Origin of the sequence: Proteus sp. CA142267, assembly GCF_003336825.1 — a bacterium.
Classification (GTDB): domain Bacteria; phylum Pseudomonadota; class Gammaproteobacteria; order Enterobacterales; family Enterobacteriaceae; genus Proteus; species Proteus terrae.
The window spans coordinates 67,665-87,313 of the sequence record NZ_QPMG01000003.1 but is presented as its reverse complement, the minus strand read 5'-3'; the positions used below and the strand labels follow the sequence as shown (position 1 = coordinate 87,313).

Annotated in this window: 10 protein-coding genes; 8 read left to right on the top strand and 2 right to left on the bottom strand. The window is 33.1% G+C overall.

The window, feature by feature from the left end:
* Positions 1-76: 76 nt before the first annotated feature.
* The gene (locus C0T34_RS07735) at positions 77-8,266 is read left to right on the top strand and encodes an RTX toxin (protein ID WP_109849970.1); all 8,190 of its coding nucleotides are present in this window, start codon (positions 77-79) and stop codon (positions 8,264-8,266) included.
* Positions 8,267-8,328: 62 nt separating this feature from the next.
* On the opposite strand, the gene yaaA is transcribed toward C0T34_RS07735, so the two are convergent.
* The gene (gene yaaA, locus C0T34_RS07730) at positions 8,329-9,111 is read right to left on the bottom strand and encodes a peroxide stress protein YaaA (RefSeq protein ID WP_109849969.1); all 783 of its coding nucleotides are present in this window, start codon (positions 9,109-9,111) and stop codon (positions 8,329-8,331) included.
* Positions 9,112-9,415: 304 nt separating this feature from the next.
* Here yaaA and tal point away from each other — a divergent pair, with 304 nt between their 5' ends.
* The 5 genes from tal to dnaJ all read left to right on the top strand — a co-directional run bounded on the left by tal (position 9,416) and on the right by dnaJ (position 15,992).
* Positions 9,416-10,369: a transaldolase gene (gene tal / locus C0T34_RS07725; protein WP_098941163.1), complete on the top strand. Its 954-nt coding sequence runs from the start codon at positions 9,416-9,418 to the stop codon at positions 10,367-10,369.
* Between the two features lie 183 nt (positions 10,370-10,552).
* Positions 10,553-11,536 (top strand): SEL1-like repeat protein, encoded by a 984-nt coding sequence (locus tag C0T34_RS07720; RefSeq protein ID WP_109849968.1) that lies wholly within the window; start codon positions 10,553-10,555, stop codon positions 11,534-11,536.
* 214 nt (positions 11,537-11,750) lie between these two features.
* On the top strand, positions 11,751-12,338 hold the full coding sequence (gene mog, locus C0T34_RS07715; protein WP_088493762.1) for a molybdopterin adenylyltransferase: 588 nt from the start codon (positions 11,751-11,753) through the stop codon (positions 12,336-12,338).
* Positions 12,339-12,821: 483 nt separating this feature from the next.
* The gene (gene dnaK, locus C0T34_RS07710; protein ID WP_098941161.1) at positions 12,822-14,747 is read left to right on the top strand and encodes a molecular chaperone DnaK; all 1,926 of its coding nucleotides are present in this window, start codon (positions 12,822-12,824) and stop codon (positions 14,745-14,747) included.
* Positions 14,748-14,852: 105 nt separating this feature from the next.
* Positions 14,853-15,992 (top strand): molecular chaperone DnaJ, encoded by a 1,140-nt coding sequence (dnaJ, locus tag C0T34_RS07705; protein WP_109849967.1) that lies wholly within the window; start codon positions 14,853-14,855, stop codon positions 15,990-15,992.
* Between the two features lie 76 nt (positions 15,993-16,068).
* On the opposite strand, the gene C0T34_RS07700 is transcribed toward dnaJ, so the two are convergent.
* A complete protein-coding gene (locus tag C0T34_RS07700; RefSeq protein ID WP_109849966.1) occupies positions 16,069-16,914 on the bottom strand; it encodes a DMT family transporter in 846 nt (281 codons plus the stop codon).
* Positions 16,915-17,354: 440 nt separating this feature from the next.
* Here C0T34_RS07700 and nhaA point away from each other — a divergent pair, with 440 nt between their 5' ends.
* Positions 17,355-18,533: a Na+/H+ antiporter NhaA gene (gene nhaA, locus C0T34_RS07695; protein WP_098941159.1), complete on the top strand. Its 1,179-nt coding sequence runs from the start codon at positions 17,355-17,357 to the stop codon at positions 18,531-18,533.
* Positions 18,534-18,723: 190 nt separating this feature from the next.
* Complete coding sequence (nhaR, locus tag C0T34_RS07690) at positions 18,724-19,644, top strand: transcriptional activator NhaR (protein ID WP_098941158.1); 921 nt, start codon at positions 18,724-18,726, stop codon at positions 19,642-19,644.
* Positions 19,645-19,649 lie beyond the last annotated feature (5 nt).

Genomic DNA, 19,649 nt, shown 5'->3' with positions numbered 1-19,649 from the left:
TATTTAAAAAAGATAAAAATAAATTTATATATTTTATTTCCAGTAGGCAAATTAATTAGAAATAAGGAAATTAAATATGAATGGATTCAAAGAAGTAACGTTTAAAGATAATATTAATAGTATTGTATTGAAAATAGAAAATCATATAAAAGAAAATAGGTCTGAATTATTTTTCAAGATAAATTCTATAAAAAGAATATTAACTGAGAATTATATTTCTATTTTTATTTCTAAAAATGAATATGCTGCAAATGAATTCTTAGAAAAAATAGATAATAATTTTTTGCTGTACTATAAAAATGATTTTACGAAAGATATTGATTTTATTAGGAAAGAAATCAATTCAAGTATAGAAACCTTGTTTTTTAATAGTGCTAAATTAGCAAGTAGAGAACCCAGTAAAATTCAAAAAGAACGATTGAAACTATTAATTCAGAATAATTTATCTGGTGATTACTATTTGGAGTTTGAAAATAATAAGTTATTTATACAAATAGATAGTGAAAATAATGATTTTAAAATTATTAATTTTGATGGATATGCTAAATTTTTTTATAATAAAAATGAATTAATAAATAAAATTTATAATCTTATAAGTGATAATAGTAATAGTGATTTTTTATATTATCGTTTTTATAATAGGAAAGAATATGTTAGCTACTTTAATAATACGGAAAGTTGGAAGGTAAATAATAAAGATATTATTAGGGAGATAATTAATGACATTAAGAAAAAGAAACAAATAAGTGTTAATGAATACATTTCTATTGAACTAAATGAAAGTTATTCATATAAAAATATTTTTATTATCAGAGATAAATTAGAAAATACAGAAAAGGTATTACATATTTATGTTGGTGATATAGAAGAAGCATTTACAATTGCAAAATCTAAATATAATCAGATAATAGAAAGTGGAGAACATTTACTTTACAAAGTGGGTACGGGTTGGTTCATTACTAAAATAAAAAATAATATTATAAAAAAGTTCTCACAATATATTGATTTATTAAAACCTTTAGAAAGAGTAATGAGCAGAGTTAATTTAATTACTTCAACAGAAACTAATTATGATTTTAGCCATATTCATAATTTAGCTGGATTATGTTATGGATTGAGTTTAAATTATTTAGTTGAAGTTAGAAATGGCGGTTTAGAAGGAGGTAATAAATACTTATTCTGGTTAAAAGAAAATATACGTTCTTATCAAAGTGAAAAAGAAACTATAGTTGATAAACTTGATTCTATTTTATTTAGTAGTATACAAGAGTATGAAGTATTAAATCTAATCAAAGAAATAAAAAATATTATATTTTCTCAACATTTCCAAATGGAAAGATTAAATAAAAAAGTACAATATTTTATTTTTGATTCAATAAAATCAATTGAATATAGCCAAATATTAGAGAGTCGAGGATTAAAAGGATCACATGTAGAAAAAATAGTATTTGATAAAAATAAAATTAATGAATACTTAGAATATATTATGAAAAATAATGATGACTATTACGCTATTATTGGGTTTAAAGATCATGCTATTGCTATTTCATATAAAAAATACTCTGAAAATAATTATAAATTTTCTTTGTTTGATTCTAATAGTGAATTGTTAGAATATTCTAGTATTAAACCTATAAATGAAGTATTAGAGAATAAAATGGATTTTTATGGTCCACATGAAGTTAATAATGAAAAATATATTATTTTCGATGAATATAAAAAAAGTGAAATTTCAAATTACCAAAGTGTTTGGGATTATAATAATACAGAGATAAATAAAGGTATTGCTGAAAATATAAAGAAAATAGGTTTTTCATTGCCTTTCAATGACAACATTACAGGACGCATTATTCATTATAATGAGCAGCGAGATCTTATTGTTGAGCTTAACAGAGATAACAAAATTATAGAAGTTATTGTAAAAGATTCAAATGTCGATGAAGGGATTTATTTAATAAAAAATTACCTTTCTCAGATAATAAAAAACGATAAAGCCAGTAAGATTATCTTAAATAAAAGCGATAATGGTGATATTAGTATTCAAGAAGCTACATTTGATTCTTTTCAAGAAATAAGGAAAGATAAGGGTTATATTGAATTTAATGATATATATTACAGTGAGTTGATTAAGATTAATAGTTATTTATTAAAAGGAAATAAAACAAAATTATTAAATGAAATAACTTCTTTAATTGATGTATTAAAAGGAAATATATACTTTGACAAATTAGTAGCAAGTTTTTCTCTTATTAACAAAATAGAGAATTTTAATAAAGAGAATAAAAATATATCAATTGTTAATGTATTAAATAAAGTAAAAGAAAAATTAGAGAATAAACTATTTTATGATGAATTAATCTATGGAAAAGATAATTTAATTGTATTATCTGAAAAAAATAGTTCAGTTGCTGCCAAATTTTATCAATTAATGATTAATGAAATTAATGAAGGGAAAAAGGGTATCAGTAATTTTATTTATAATAATATTATTGAAAGCCCTTATTTATTATTAGATAAAAATAGAAGTGCAGGTATAGATGGGTATGATTATACTATTGAATTTAAAGGAGATTATCAGTACTTGAATGAGGTAATTAAAGGGATTGATATTTCGGAATTAAAAAATACATTACTAATTGAAGATAGAAATAAGTTACATTTAAAAGAGAACTATAAAAAATTATCAGAATATAAAGATCATGAAAATATAAATAAACTACTCGTTTTTATTGAAAATAAAATAGACTTGAAAAGAAAAGAGCATTTAAGTTCTTATCATGATTTGTATTTTGACTTTTTTGCAAATCAGCAATTTACAAATAAAATGATTACTCACGAAATAGCCCAGTTAGAGGATTATTTTCTTAGTAACTATCGTGAAAAAAATTATGATTATCATCCAAATAATTTCTACCTTAATGAAGATGATCCTAGTGCTCTTTTAGATAAATCATTAAATAAAAATAAGAATGAGATAGATTGTAGCTATTTATTATTTGATGATAGCAAGGAAAATTTTAATTTTCTATTTTCTGAGAATGCAATATTTACTGATAAAATGATAGACAATATTATTGCTGATAATATAGATTCATTTTATCAAGATGATATTACAAATTATTTTTATAATGGTATTAAAAGTGAAGAGTTAGCCTTTTATTTAAAGAATAAACCAGAAATAAATAATTTTATAGACTATTGTCTAAAAAATAGAATACGAATTACAGTTGTAGGAAATAGTGATAAATGCTTTTTTAATCAAGATGCTATTAGACAGAAAAATGAAGTGGAAAAATTACATGATATCATTTTAAAAAATCAATTTTTTAATGAAAAAACAATTGTTTTTGCTAAAAAAGAGAAGTTATTAAGTTATCAATATGGTGATTTTTTTATTGAGGGTATTGCTCAGCGACTCAATATACCTATTTATCAAGTAATTGATAATAGATTATCTCTATCAAAGGATAGCGTAATTGTTAAACCTTTTATCGAACGAAAATATATAGATAAACCTTTACTTGCAAATATAGCGTTATCAGATGTAATTACTTCTGTGATGGAATATAATAATATAAAACCTATTTCATTTAATGAAAAAATAAAAGAAGAAAGTAAAAAGTTAACTAAGGAATTATACCAATTCGTTTCTGAAAAATATCCTAATTATCGCAATAATAAAGAGTTTAAACTAGGCTACAAAAAAGATATTAGAACTGTTATTTATGACTGTTCAGATAAAATAACAGTATCAGACATCTTTGATTATATTAAAATTAATCATTATGATATTAATATTTTTCAACTCGGTTCTATCATTAATAAAGTTGATAATATGAATGTCAAACAGCATAGGCAAAAACTAAAGGAACTTAGTGATAAACTTATCAATAATGATATTTCAATAAATAATGCATACAAAAAATATCAATATGAGTTATCTGCTTTTTTTAACGTTTCAGGTAAAACAAAAATAGAGAATAAGTTAACACAAATAATACATGATCCATTGATTAATAAAAAATTTAATCAATATTTAATGGGGGAAATAACATATCAGCAATGGCAATCGTTGGATTCCTTATCAGAAGGAGCACTGACATTAGCTGAAAAAGCAAATAAAACAATTGAAGTGGTTCATGCAATTTATGATAACCCAACCTTGATAAGAAAACTAAGCCTATTTTCAAAGAGTTTACTTAATTCATTTTTCGATGGGAATAAAAAAGGTATTTTATATCGAGTATTACTTGATAATATTTCTACATTTAAAAGCTATAAAAATTTAATTGATAAACTTCAACGTATTATCTATATAGAGACTAATAAAAAGGGACTTAAAGTATCTTCACCAGCTGAAGCACTTAATAAAGTAAGTACTTTAAATATCTTGGATTTCTTCGATAGTAGGAGTAATATTACCTCTAATAAAAATAAAGAAATAGTAAAAATAAATGACATACCTTTTGATAAAAAATTATTAATTAGTCTCGGTGCGAAAATAAACAATAAAAATATAGATTCGATTTCATTAAATACGCTGACTAAATGGAAAGAAAAATTAATATTTGATCCTCATCATCTTAATGATTATTTTTTTTCACTCTCTGGTAGTGAAGAAGATAAGAAAATCATTTCACTTTTTAGAACCTTATTAAATAATAAAAAAAACAAAATTAAGCATCTACTTTCTAATGATACAAGTAGAATTGACTATTTAATGGCATCTAAAAGACTCTCTGAAATCATTAAACTAGGTAGTAAAAATTATGATATTAATGATTGGAGTACGTTGAGGAAAAATTCGTTAAATATTCCTCGGCATATGAAAATAATTAGTAAAATTGGCTACGCTAATATTACGTTTGGTATGTGGCAATCAATCAACGCTACATTTATGCTTGCCGAACAGCTCAATGACCCATTATTAGCCGCAAAAGAACGTAAAGAGATCATTAATAATCTAGTCATTATGTGGTCTGAAATGGCTTACAATGGCCTTTCTGAAATGATTGAAATTACTTTAGCTAAAGGGTTACTAAAATATAGACATAACCCATTGGAATACGTCAATAAAATAAGCACAAGAATTAGCATTGGGCTTAATGTGCTTTCTATTGGATTCGATATTTATAATGCTTACGACAACTTTAGCCGAATTTCAGTTGGTACAAATGAAAAACAACGCATCGATTATATTGTCAATGGCTCTTTAGCGGTTGTTTCGGGATTGGTTACATTAGGTGTTTCTATTGCGATGCTTGCAGGCTCTACTGTTGCTGGCCCTGTTGGTATTGTTGCTGGCGCGGTTATAGCTTTAGCAACCTCAATTTATAATGCGGCAAGACTTATCGAAGAAGCAAAAACAAAAGTTCATTTTATACCTCTAGAAGAGCTTAATAATGGATTTTATGCCTTTTTAATGGGTGATCTTATTCCTGATAAAAAAAATGAAATTATTTATTTAGAAACAGAAACACAATTAGAAGCAATGATTGATAAAAAAGCGATCAGTTATCTTGAGGAAATAAAAAAACAATCTTATCTTAGTCGTTATTTTTACACTAATGAAAAACAAATTTATCAAGAATATTATTATTATAAAGTTGTACCCAATCTAATGGGGAAAACATTAGATTCAATTTTAAATCCTTTGGGGGAATATATTTCTCAACGAATATCATTAAATATAAATCAAGAAGAAGCAGAAAAAATAGCTTCGCTTTCTTATCATTTACGTGCAGAAAAGACAGAGTATAAATATTATCTTCCTAAAGAAGCTATTGCTACGAATGAAACGCTTATTTTTGATATGGATTTTTATGTTGATGAATTAAAACGTTATAATCTAGATATTATTTCTGATGATGACTCTCCTATTTTTGATAATATTGTTGATGGTGATTTTATTAGAAAAATAAAAACAACAAGAGAAAATAGTATCCTGCTATTTGGTGAAAATAAAGTAATGGAAAATTTAACTAAATCCAATCAGGATAGGAAATATTATTCATCTGGTTGGGACGAGAACGAAGATTTTTATTTTAATACTCATAATGGTGATGATATTATTGTTGCTCCTTCTAACGTTAAAAATAATTTTGATATCTATAATGGAACTAAGAGGCTAAGTGGAGGAAATAAAGATGATGTATTTAATTTATTTACCTCAGAATCTCCACTTTATGCAAGTCGTTTTTATGGTAGAGAAGGAAACGATACTCTTCGTATTATAAAAACGACAAGTAAATATCAAGGATATGAGGTTAATTTATTAGATAACTACATCAAATTTACGCATTCAGAAGAACAAACAAACAGTCAAAATTTTCATTCAAAGCTTTTTCTGTATCAAGAAAATGACTATCTTTATTCAAAGCAATTAACTGATTCTATGCCTAATATTGTATTACAAGATCAGCACGTTATTGCTTATTTAGATAGTGTTGAAAATGTTATAGGAAGTGAAGTGGGTAATGATGTTATTTATGGAAATCAAGAGGATAATTACTTAGATGGTGTTGGTGGTGCTGATTTATTATATGGATTAGGCGGAAATGATACTTTGGTTTTACAAGAGGGATATGCAGAAGGTGGTGATGGAAATGATAACTATCTTATATTAAGAGCTTCTTTAGAAAATAATTATAATATTCAATTTGAAACGATTATTAATGAAAAAAATGATGAACAATCTAGTGTTGTAAGACTAAATTATTATTTTGATGAAATATCTTCTATCTATCGTCAAGGAAAAGATATTGTTTTTTATATTAAAGTGAATGATGGTAATAAATATAATGAATCGATTTATCATTTAATGACGCTGAGAAATGTGTATAGTAGCAAAGAAAATAATTTATTAGCTCATCGATATACTTTGACAACAATGGATGGTTTTATATTAACGGCAAACGAAAGTAAAACTATTGAAAATGATGTGTTATATGATTTTAGTTATTTAGATAAATATAATAATACTGAAGAAAATCTTCAATCATTATATCTTAATGACAACAGTAGTTTTTTATCGCTTTCATACTCGAATAAAACTAAAAAAATTAGCTTATCACCACAACTAAAATATAGTGGATTTTCTTCGGGAAAAAATTTACGGTTTGGTCTTCAGGGTAATTTTCAAGATAATTATTATTTTGGCATTACAAAAAATTCGCTTGTTACACTCAGCTCAGGTAATGACAGTTATCAAATTGAAACATTTTTAGCTTCCGACAAAAGTGACAAAATTAATATTTTATTCCCTGACAATAGTGAAAAACTATCTCATCATGATACCAGTCATTTCTTTTTATCTGATGTGAGCGGTTTTGATTTAGTGTTTTATAATAATGTTCTATCACATCGTTATCATCCAGATATTCACTTAAAGCTTGTTTTTGAACCCCCTCATATTAATGCTATTTGGGGATCAGGAATGCAGATTCGCTTTATTGATAAAGATAATACAGTTTTCACTCTTCCTACAAAAGAGAGTCGGCAACGTTTACTTGTTCCTATTACAGATCTGAATTTAACGATAACAGCAGAAGATGATGTGCTTATGATCCCTGAATCACTTACCTTAAATAGAGAGACATTGTCTACATATTCTCTTTCTCACTCGCCATTTTATTCGCTTGCCTCTCAAAAACAATCAAATCAGGCGGTTGATTTATTATCCATAATTGAGCCAATGGAAGGGAATGATATTGTTGTTAATCGTAATAAAAATAGTTCGGTGATTAATGGTGGAAAGGGGGATGATCATATTGTCGTTAACCACGGACATCATATTTTAATTGCAGGGGAGGGAAATGATAACCTCAATGCTGGAAGCGGAAATGACTTATTAATTTCAGAATTTGGTGATGACTATTTAAGTGGTGGCGTGGGCCATAATGTTTATATTGTGAACAAGCGCCATGGTGAAGTAACTATTTATGATGAAGGGAGCAGTAGCCACCTTTTTATTTCAGGATTATCAGAACACGATAAGCTTATTGCTTCTCAAGTAGATGATGATATGCAGTATAAAACGCAGGATAATCAGTTTGTTTTAACTGTAAAGAGACCACAAGATGAAGCAGATAAAACGGTTTCTATTATTGAGAAACAAAGTGTACTTTCAGCGCAATCTCTTGCTGCAATTATTCAAGAAATGGCACAGTTTAATGAGCAAGAATTAACAATAATGCAAGGTAGTGAATTTACTTCACCATCAGCATGGTCGCCATTACCCGTGGTAGTAAAGTATTGGGAATATTAACAATTAAAAAATAGCCCTTATTCAAGGGCTATTTCATCATTGATCGTTTCATCAAACGATATCTATTTAGCCATAGATTCTGTACGTTTAAATACTAGGGTATTGCCCTCTGATTCTGCTGAATTAAACTGATAGTCTTCAAGATCAAACTCTTTAAGTTGTGCTTTGTTGGTCAGTTTTTCTTGAATAATAAAACGGCTCATTAATCCACGAGCTTTTTTAGCGTAGAAACTGATAACTTTATATTTGCCATTTTTTTCATCAAGGAAGACAGGCTTAACAATTTCAGCATTGAGTTTCTTCGGGTTAACTGATTTAAAATACTCATCAGATGCTAAATTAATAAGAATATTATCACCTTGTTGTTCAAGTGCTTTGTTTAACGCTTCTGTAATGGTATTTCCCCAAAATTGGTATAAATCGCTTCCTTTATTATTTTTTAGCTTTATTCCCATTTCAAGGCGATAAGGTTGCATTAAATCAAGAGGGCGAAGCACACCATATAAGCCAGAAAGCATACGTAAATGCTGTTGTGCAAATTGAAAATCATCTTCAGAAAAAAGTTCAGCTTGCATTCCGGTATAAACATCACCTTTAAATGCCAAAATAGCTTGGCGTGCATTCTCTGGTGTGAAATTAGGTTGCCATTCACCAAAACGAGCAGCATTTAATCCTGCGAGTTTATCGCTTATTTTCATTAAGCTAGCGATGTCGCTGGACGATAATTTTCGACATTCTTCGATAAGTTGTTGGGAATATTTTAGCAATTCAGGTTGGGTGAAGTGCGTTGTTGCTAAAGGCGATTCGAAATCCAGTGTTTTTGCTGGTGAAATGGTGATTAGCATAATTCCCTCGATACGTTATTTGAATGTTGACCAAATATAGCAAATTCTTTCGATTAAAGACTAAATTATAGTAATAGGAAAAAACAATGGTTTCTCGTATTTGTCGTAAAATTCGACAATTTAAACGATTCAGCCTGTGATTATCTTCTGTTTTTTTCCGCTTTTGTTTTGCGAAAACGTTTGGCATTCAAATAATTGCTTTGTATGAATCTAAGCGTCTTGTAGTGTGAGCAGTCCATGTTATTATCAATAGATATCCGCAGGTGACTGCAAACAGATTTACCTAGTAGATGAGATAAACAAAATGACCAACAAATTGACTTCTTTGCGTAAGCTGACAACTGTTGTTGCTGACACTGGTGACATCGCAGCAATGAAACTGTATCAGCCACAAGACGCAACTACCAACCCATCTTTAATTTTAAATGCAGCTCAAATTCCTGAATATCGTAAATTAATTGATGAAGCGATTGAATGGGCTCGTTCACAAAGCGATTCTCGTGAACAACAAATCGTTGATGCTTGCGACAAACTGGCAGTAAATATCGGTTTAGAAATTTTAAAACTGATCCCTGGTCGTATTTCAACAGAAGTTGATGCACGTCTTTCTTACGACACACAAGCGTGTATCGAAAAAGCACGTCATCTAATGAAACTTTATAATGATGCCGGTATCAGTAACGACCGTATTCTTATCAAATTAGCATCTACTTGGCAGGGTATCCGTGCTGCAGAGCAATTAGAAAAAGAAGGTATCAACTGTAACCTGACTTTACTGTTCTCTTTCGCTCAAGCGCGTGCATGTGCTGAAGCAGGTGTTTACCTGATTTCTCCATTTGTTGGTCGTATCATGGATTGGTATAAAGCCAATACAGATAAAAAAGAATTTGCTCCTGCTGAAGATCCAGGTGTGATTTCTGTTACTGAAATCTATAACTATTACAAACAACACGGTTATAACACTGTTGTTATGGGCGCAAGCTTCCGTAATATCGGTGAGATTTTAGAATTAGCTGGTTGTGATCGTCTGACTATTGCTCCAGCACTGTTAAAAGAATTATCAGAAGCTGAAGGTGAAGTTGAACATAAATTATCTTACAAAGGCGAAGTGAAAGCGCGTCCAGAAGCTATCACTGAAGCTCAATTCTATTGGGATCACAATGCTGACCCAATGGCAGTAGATAAATTATCTGACGGTATTCGTAAATTTGCTGTCGATCAGGAAAAATTAGAGAAAATGATTGCGGATTTATTATAATTCGTCGTTAAATTCTTATAAAAATCTTAAATACCCATCTTATACAGGTGGGTATTTTCATTTTTTTTCTCTCAAAATAACATTTAAGTAAATTTTAAGATTAAATTGATTGGAATATATTATTTATCTGGTAATAATTATAAAAATATATTATTAAAATACTCTATTTATTATTGGTGAATTATGAAAAAGATTGTCTTGGCAACGGTACTTGCATCGTTATTTTTTAGTGGCGTTGCAATGGCAGAAAGCAAAACCGCATTCTCTTTGCCTGCAATTGAAAAAAGTGCTGAAAGTGGAAATTCAGCATCTCAGTATCAATTGGGCATAAAATATGAGAACGGCGAAGGTGTTGAGCAGGATGCACAAAAAGCACTGGAGTGGTATACCAAAGCGGCAGAGCAAGGTCACGCTGAAGCACAGTTAAATTTAGCACTTATGTATGACATGAGTGATGATATCGACCGTGATGCAGAAAAAGCAGTTTATTGGTATAACAAAGCGGCTGTTCAAGGTGTCTCTTTAGCCCAATACAATCTTGCTGTTTCTTACGATGATGGTGATGGCGTAGAGCAAGATCATGAGAAAGCAGTGTATTGGTATACTAAAGCCGGTGATCAAGGTGATAGTGATGCACAATACAACCTTGGTATCTCTTATGATGAAGGTATCGGTGTAGCACAAGATCATGAAAAAGCAGTAGTTTGGTATACCAAAGCAGCAGAACAAGGCCATGCTGACGCACAATATAACCTTGCTGTTTCTTATGATGACGGTGAAGGTGTAGAACGTAATGGTACTAAAGCAGTTTTCTGGTATACCAAAGCAGCAAACCAAGGTAATCGTGATGCGCAAAATAACTTAGGCGTAATGTACGATGAAGGTGATGGCGTTGCTAAAGACGCGCGTAAAGCGGTTGAATGGTATAGAAAATCAGCTGTGCAAGGTAATGGTCTGGCACAAAATAACTTAGCTTTAAACTATTACTATGGTAAAGGCGTTAAACGCGATCTGAAAGAAGCTTATGCATGGTTCTCTGTTGCTGTTGAAAATGGCGATGGTGATGAAGCTATGTTAAAACGTACTGCTCGTGCATTAAATGCAGCACAATTAGCTGAAGCAAAAAAATTGGCAGCTTCTTATATTGCTAAATATATTGATGAGTAATATTATTCAAGATTAAAGAAAGGGAGCTTATGCTCCCTTTCTTATTTTTAGTTAAAGCTAAATAAAAATAAATTGTTATCATTTCTTTATTATCTCTTCTCAATAATCAAATATTAAATATCAGTAATATATTGAGATTCCTTTTAATTCTCTTGTGTTCTCATGGTAATATCTGCGCGCAAGTTAGATGGTTATTGATTAATTGAGGTTTGATATGAACGAATTACGCATAGGGTTAGTTTCTGTTTCTGATCGCGCATCAAGTGGGGTTTATGAAGATAAAGGCTTACCTGCTTTAGAAGCTTGGCTAAAAGCTGCATTAACAACGCCTTTTCATATCGAATCACGTTTAATTCCTGACGAACAACTCATGATTGAACAAACACTGTGTGAGCTTGTTGATGAAGTTGGCTGTCATCTAGTGTTAACAACAGGGGGAACCGGGCCTGCTCGCCGTGATGTCACTCCTGATGCTACATTGGCTATTGCAGACAGAGAAATGCCCGGCTTTGGTGAACAAATGCGCCAAATTAGTCTGAAATTTGTGCCTACGGCTATTTTATCTCGCCAAGTTGGTGTTATCCGTAACCAAGCGTTAATTCTAAATCTGCCGGGGCAACCTAAAGCCATAGCAGAAACACTGGAAGGGTTAAAAGATAATGACGGCAATGTAATTGTTAGTGGTATTTTTGCTAGTGTACCATACTGTATTCAACTGCTTGATGGCCCTTATGTCGAAACAAATGAAGCTATTGTTGCTGCTTTTAGACCTAAATCAGCACGCCGTTCTACTTCAGCATAAATAATGTAAGAGGTTATTTTTGTCATCACACTTCTGGCTAGGAAATGTTCTGACCCAGTTTAGATAATGCAAAGGTAACCTTATATTTATTTGATATTTTTATTATAAAAATTAAAAAATGTTATTTTTCAATTGATTATAAACTTATTTTAAGCCTAGTCTTAAAAAAATATTTCAGATAAATCATAATGCTATTTGCAGATTCTCTAACATTATGAAAAATAACAGTTTTTGTTCCTTTTTTTATTCTCAGACACAAATTTTTCGCATTTTTCGCATTTTTTTTCATTATTCCCCTTGATGAATGTATTTATGACCCCATCTTCTTTTCAACTGCAATTACCACTATTGAGTTGCGTTGATTTTATATCCGCTTCGAGATGATGTTGTTAAGTCTATTAATTTGTGACTTGAAAAATGAATATTCATCCGCATATAGATTGGTAGTCAAATTGATAAAGAATTCTCTTTGGAGGCGTTTAAATGGGTAAAATTATTGGTATTGACCTGGGTACAACTAACTCTTGTGTTGCTGTAATGGATGGCAAAAATGCCCGGGTTATCGAAAACAGTGAGGGCGATCGTACTACTCCTTCAATCGTTGCTTATGCACAAGATGGTGAAATCTTAGTTGGTCAACCTGCAAAACGTCAGGCTGTGACTAACCCACAAAATACTTTATTTGCCATCAAACGTTTAATTGGTCGTCGTTTTGAAGATGATGAAGTTCAGCGTGACGTCGCTATCATGCCTTACAAAATTGTAAAAGCTGATAACGGTGATGCTTGGATTGAAGAACGTAATGAAAAAATGGCTCCACCACAAGTATCTGCTGAAGTACTGAAAAAAATGAAGAAAACAGCAGAAGACTATTTAGGTGAAGCTGTTACTGAAGCAGTTATTACTGTTCCTGCTTACTTTAACGATGCTCAACGTCAAGCAACTAAAGATGCGGGTCGTATCGCAGGTCTTGAAGTTAAACGTATTATTAACGAACCAACAGCGGCTGCTCTGGCTTACGGTTTAGATCGTGAAGTGGGCAACCGTACTATCGCAGTTTACGACTTAGGTGGTGGTACATTCGATATCTCTATCATCGAAATTGATGAAGTCGATGGTGAAAAAACCTATGAAGTTCTGTCAACCAATGGTGATACTCACTTAGGTGGTGAAGACTTTGATAGCCGTTTAATTAACTACTTAGTTGATGAATTTAAGAAAGAGCAAGGCATTGATCTGCGTAACGATCCATTAGCAATGCAACGTCTGAAAGAAGCAGCAGAAAAAGCGAAAATTGAATTATCTTCTGCACAACAAACAGATGTTAACTTGCCATATGTCACTGCAGATGCGACTGGCCCTAAACACTTAAATATCAAAGTTACTCGTGCAAAACTGGAATCTTTAGTAGAAGATTTAGTTAAACGTTCAATGGAACCAGTACGTGTTGCATTAGAAGATGCTGGTCTGAAAGTTAGCGAAATTAACGATGTCATTCTGGTTGGTGGTCAAACTCGTATGCCAATGGTTCAAAAAACCGTTGCTGATTTCTTTGGTAAAGAGCCACGTAAAGACGTTAACCCAGATGAAGCTGTTGCAATGGGTGCGGCTGTTCAAGGTGGTGTATTAGCAGGTGATGTTAAAGACGTTCTGTTACTTGACGTAACACCACTGTCTTTAGGTATCGAAACAATGGGGGGTGTAATGACTTCCCTGATCGGAAAAAATACCACAATCCCAACTAAACATAGCCAAGTGTTCTCTACCGCAGAAGATAACCAATCTGCTGTAACTATTCACGTATTACAGGGTGAACGTAAACGTGCAAGTGATAACAAATCACTGGGTCAGTTTAACTTAGATGGTATTCAAGCAGCACCACGCGGTATGCCACAAATCGAAGTTACTTTTGATATCGATGCTGATGGTATTCTGCATGTATCAGCGAAAGATAAAAACAGTGGCCGTGAGCAAAATATCACAATCAAAGCTTCTTCTGGTTTAAATGAAGATGAAATCCAAAAAATGGTTCGTGATGCAGAAGCAAACGCAGAAGCTGACCGTAAGTTTGAAGAATTAGTACAAACTCGTAACCAAGCTGACCAATTAGTTCACGGTACTCGTAAACAAATTGAAGAAGCGGGCGATAAATTACCAGCGAACGATAAAGAAGCTATCGAAAAAGCGGTAAGCGAGTTAGAAATTGCTTCTAAAGGCGAAGATAAAGACGCTATTGAAGCAAAAATTAAAACATTAGTTGAAGCTTCTGAAAAACTGCTAGAAATCGCACAACAACAAGCTCAAGCTGGCGCAGCAGGTAATACTGCAGGTGCTGATGCAAGTGCAAAGAAAGATGACGACGTTGTCGATGCAGAATTTGAAGAAGTTGACGGCAAAGACAAGAAATAATGCCCTTAACGGGCCGCGGTAACTCACCTGTGAATAGTTACTGATACCGAACACGGGCGTCGAGGAAACTCAACGCCCGTGTGCTTATGTCAAGGGTAATCTAGAATGGCGAAAAGAGATTTTTACGAAGTACTCGGTTTAAGTAAAACTGCCGACGAAAAAGAAATTAAACGTGCATATAAGCGTTTAGCAATGAAATATCACCCAGACCGAAATCAAGGTGATAAAGAGTCAGAAGCAAAATTCAAAGAAATCAAAGAAGCCTATGAGATCTTAAGTGATACTCAAAAGCGTGCTGCTTATGATCAATATGGTCATGCGGCATTTGAACAAGGTGGGTTTGGTGGTCAAGGTGGTGGCGGCTTCGGTGGTGGCGCTGACTTTGGTGATATCTTTGGTGATGTATTTGGCGATATTTTTGGTGGTGGTCGCCGTCAACAACGCGCAGCGCGTGGTTCTGACTTACAATACAACATGGATCTAACGCTTGAAGAAGCAGTTCGTGGTGTTGCTAAAGAAATTCGTATACCTACACTAGAAACATGTGACAAATGCCATGGTAGCGGTGCTAAAGAAGGCACATCAGCAGAAACATGTTCTACTTGTCATGGTGCTGGTCAGGTTCATTTACGTCAAGGTTTCTTCACTGTACAGCAGGCATGCCCAACTTGTCATGGTCGCGGTAAAGTGATTAAAGAGCCTTGCTCTAAATGTCATGGTGATGGTCGTGTTGAACGCTCTAAAACGCTGTCTGTCAAAATTCCAGCCGGTGTTGATACAGGCGACCGTATTCGCTTAAGCGGCGAAGGTGAAGCCGGTGAAAACGGTGCACCAGCAGGCGATTTATACGTACAGGTTCATGTTCGCCAGCATCATATTTTTGAACGTGATGGCAATAACCTTTACTGTGAAGTCCCTATTAACTTCGCTATTGCTGCTTTGGGCGGTGAAATTGAAGTCCCGACACTTGACGGCCGTGTGAAACTTAAAATTCCAGCAGAAACACAAACTGGTAAAATGTTCCGCATGAAAGGCAAAGGTGTTAAATCAGTACGCAGTAGCAGTATTGGTGACTTAATGTGTCGCGTTGTAGTTGAAACACCTGTTAAACTCAATGAGAAACAAAAAGAGTTAATGCAACAACTGGGTGAATCATTCGGTGGCAAGAGTGGAGAGAAAAACACTCCTCGCTCTAAAAGTTTCTTAGATGGCGTGAAAAAATTCTTTGATGATTTAACCAAATAATTTTTCTTATCACCTTCAAAAAAGCCTGATGATAAAGACTGTCATCAGGCTTTTTTATTTGAAGGGTATTTCATATTTATCCTATCTTGATAGCAACAATACCCGCTAAAATCACTAAACACGCCAATAGCTGTTTACGGTTAAATTGCTCTTTTAACAGATAGACAGATAAGATCATGGCAAATAACACGCTGGTTTCTCTTAAAGCAGCCACAAGTACGATTGAAGCATGACTCATTGCCCATATCACAATGCCATAGCTTACCAATTGCATGATCCCCCCCCAAAATGCGGGTTTCCAATAATCTTTTATTTTGGCTTTTAAATGTTGACGATAACGCAGCCAAGCAAGTAAATACATTGCAACACCATTTAAAAAGAAGAGCCATAAAATATAAGCAAAAGGTGTTTCACCTACACGAGAGCCATTACCATCAGATAGGGTATAGCTTGCGGTAAATAATGCGGTAAGCAGCGCAAAAAAGAGTGCATCTTTACGTAAATTAAACTCTGCTATTTTCCTACTGCGTGAGATAAGGATAATACCTAAAATGATAAATAAAATACCTAGCAAGCCAGCTATTGGTAGTGTTTCATGGAAGAGAAAGAAGCCAAGAAAAGCGGTCATTAATGGTGCACTACCGCGAGAGATAGGATAAACCTGATTAAAATCAGCCAAGGTATAACAACGGCTTAAAGAGAGTGTATAACCAACATGGAATAAAACAGAAAGGGCAAGCCATTTCCATGCACCAACATCAGGTAGCCCAACCCAAAACAGGGCAGGTAGTGTTACAACACCAGAAAAGAAAGTCAGTAACGAGATCCCTAAAAATCGATCACTGCCTACTTTAACCAATGCGTTCCAACATGCATGAAAGATAGCGGCAAATAAAACGGCAATAAAAACAGTAATCGACATATTGCTAGAAACCTTAATATAGAAAGATTAATTTTTTATAAAACAATAGCACAGTGGTTAAAGAGTGAATACGTCACTATTTTTTATCATCTGAGATCATTTAAAGCGTGAGGAAACAGAGCTAGATTATTTTCAGTAATGAAAATTGATACGTTTGAGCTATTTTATTGATTGTGGGTAATTATCAAAAAAGAGGCTTGTTTTTACTGATTTATAAAAAATAATCTTTTTATTCAATATGTTGATTTTAATTATTTAAATTATTCCACTTTTTATATCATTGAGGGAACATGTTGATAAATTGATATTATTTATCCTGTTTTTCTTGATATTTCTTTAATTAATCGAATAATCCGAGTTATTATCCATAAATAATCTGTTTTTTACGAATCCATGATTAGCATATTATTAACAAGATTAGAGATTTCGAGGTTAATATTATGACGGCAATTATTAGACAATTTTTGAGATTAGAGGCATCAGGCGGTATTCTTCTGATTATTGCTGCTATTATCGCATTGATTATGGCGAATACACCTCTAAGTGCTTTGTATAATGAGTTTTTATCTATTCCTATTATGATCAAATTCGGTGCATTCGAACTTGATAAGCCATTATTACTTTGGGTAAACGATGCCTTAATGGCGATCTTTTTCTTAGTGGTAGGATTAGAAGTTAAACGTGAATTAAAAGAAGGTTCTTTGGCTCAGCGTGATAGAGCTATTTTCCCTGCGATAGCCGCAGTGGGGGGCATGTTAGCTCCGGCATTGGTTTATTTGATGTTCAATAGTACTGATGCCATTGGACAGCAGGGGTGGGCAATTCCAGCTGCAACAGACATTGCTTTTGCATTGGGCGTCATGGCGCTACTTGGTAAGCGTGTTCCTGTTGAGTTAAAAGTCTTCTTATTAGCATTAGCTATTATTGATGACTTAGGTGTAATCGTTATTATTGCGCTCTTTTATTCAAAGAGTATTGCACTAATACCTCTTGCTTTGGCGGGTTTGATAGTGATTGCTCTGGGGGTCATGAACTGGCGTAAAGTGGGTAATACGGCTGCTTATTTAATTCTTGGGTTCATCTTATGGGTATGTATTTTAAAATCAGGTATTCATGCAACGATTGCAGGTGTGATTGTTGGATTTCTTATCCCATTAAGAAATAAAGAAGGGGATTCTCCTTCTGAAGAATTAGAACATGTGTTGCACCCTTGGGTTGCCTATTTTATTTTACCGCTGTTCGCATTTAGTAACGCAGGGGTTTCTTTAAATGGCGTAACGCTTGATGGCATGTTGTCTGCCTTACCGTTAGGTATCGCGTTAGGTCTATTTTTAGGTAAGCCGATTGGAATTTTCCTCTTTAGTTGGGTTTCGGTAAAACTAGGCATTGCAAAATTACCAGATGCGATTAATCTTAAACAAATATTTGCAGTGTCTGTGCTATGTGGTATCGGTTTTACTATGTCTATCTTTATCGCAGGATTAGCATTCGATGGTGCGGATGAAACTTATAATACCTACGCTAAGCTTGGTATTTTAGTAGGTTCAACGGTAGCCGCTGTTGTGGGATATTTGTTGCTTCGCTCAGTTTTGCCGAAGTTAAAAACGAAGTCAATATAGGGAAATTTATTACGGATTTGAGTTTCTCAACACAATAAATACCGAGCTATATATTTAAACCTACGGTGCAATACAATGTATTGTGCCGTAGGTGTTTTTATGAGGATTGGATGCAAGGAAAGCCAATCGCAAACTAATGCGTTATTACATAGTCTGTGTTTGAAGCACAGGAGTTGAAAGGAAGATAACTATGCGGGTGTCACATCTCAATTTTAACCATCTTTATTATTTTTGGCATGTGTGTAAAGAAGGCTCTGTTGTGGGTGCAGCGCAAGCGCTGTATCTGACGCCTCAGACAATTACAGGGCAAATTAAAGCATTAGAAGAAAGATTAGGTGGCAAGCTATTTAAACGCCAAGGAAGGGGGCTAGTTCCTTCAGAGCTGGGGCAGCTCATTTTTCGTTATGCCGATAAAATGTTTATGCTCAGCCAAGAAATGCTGGATATCGTCAACTACAGTCGTGAATCGAACTTGTTGTTTGATGTTGGTGTTGCGGATGCATTATCTAAACAATTAGTCAGTCGAGTATTAGAAACGGCCGTCATTGATAATGAGCAAATCCACCTGCGCTGTTTTGAATCGACTCATGAACTATTACTCGAACAATTAAGTCAGCATAAGCTGGATATGATCCTATCCGATTGCCCTGTGGATTCGTCACAACAAGAAGGTCTGTTCTCTGTAAAGCTTGGCGAATGTAATATGAGCTTTTTTTGCAGTCATCCTCTTCCTGAAAAACCGTTTCCTGAATGTTTAGAAGAGCGAAAGCTCCTCATTCCTGGCCGTCGATATATGTTAGGTCGCCATTTATTAACATGGATACGTAACAAAAATCTTCAAGTGGAAATACTGGGTGAATTTGATGATGCGGCATTAATGAAAGCATTTGGCCTAAATTATAATGCTATCTTTGTAGCGCCGTCACTGTATACCGATGAAACTTTTGCTCATAGTAATATCGAAGAGATTGGGATGCTTGATACGGTAAAAGAAGAGTACTACGCGATTTTTGCAGAGCGAATGATCCAACATCCAGCCGTTCAACGTGTTTGTAATACTGACTTTTCAGAACTCTTTAATGGAGACAAGAAGAGTGTTGCAAACCCATAAGTGGG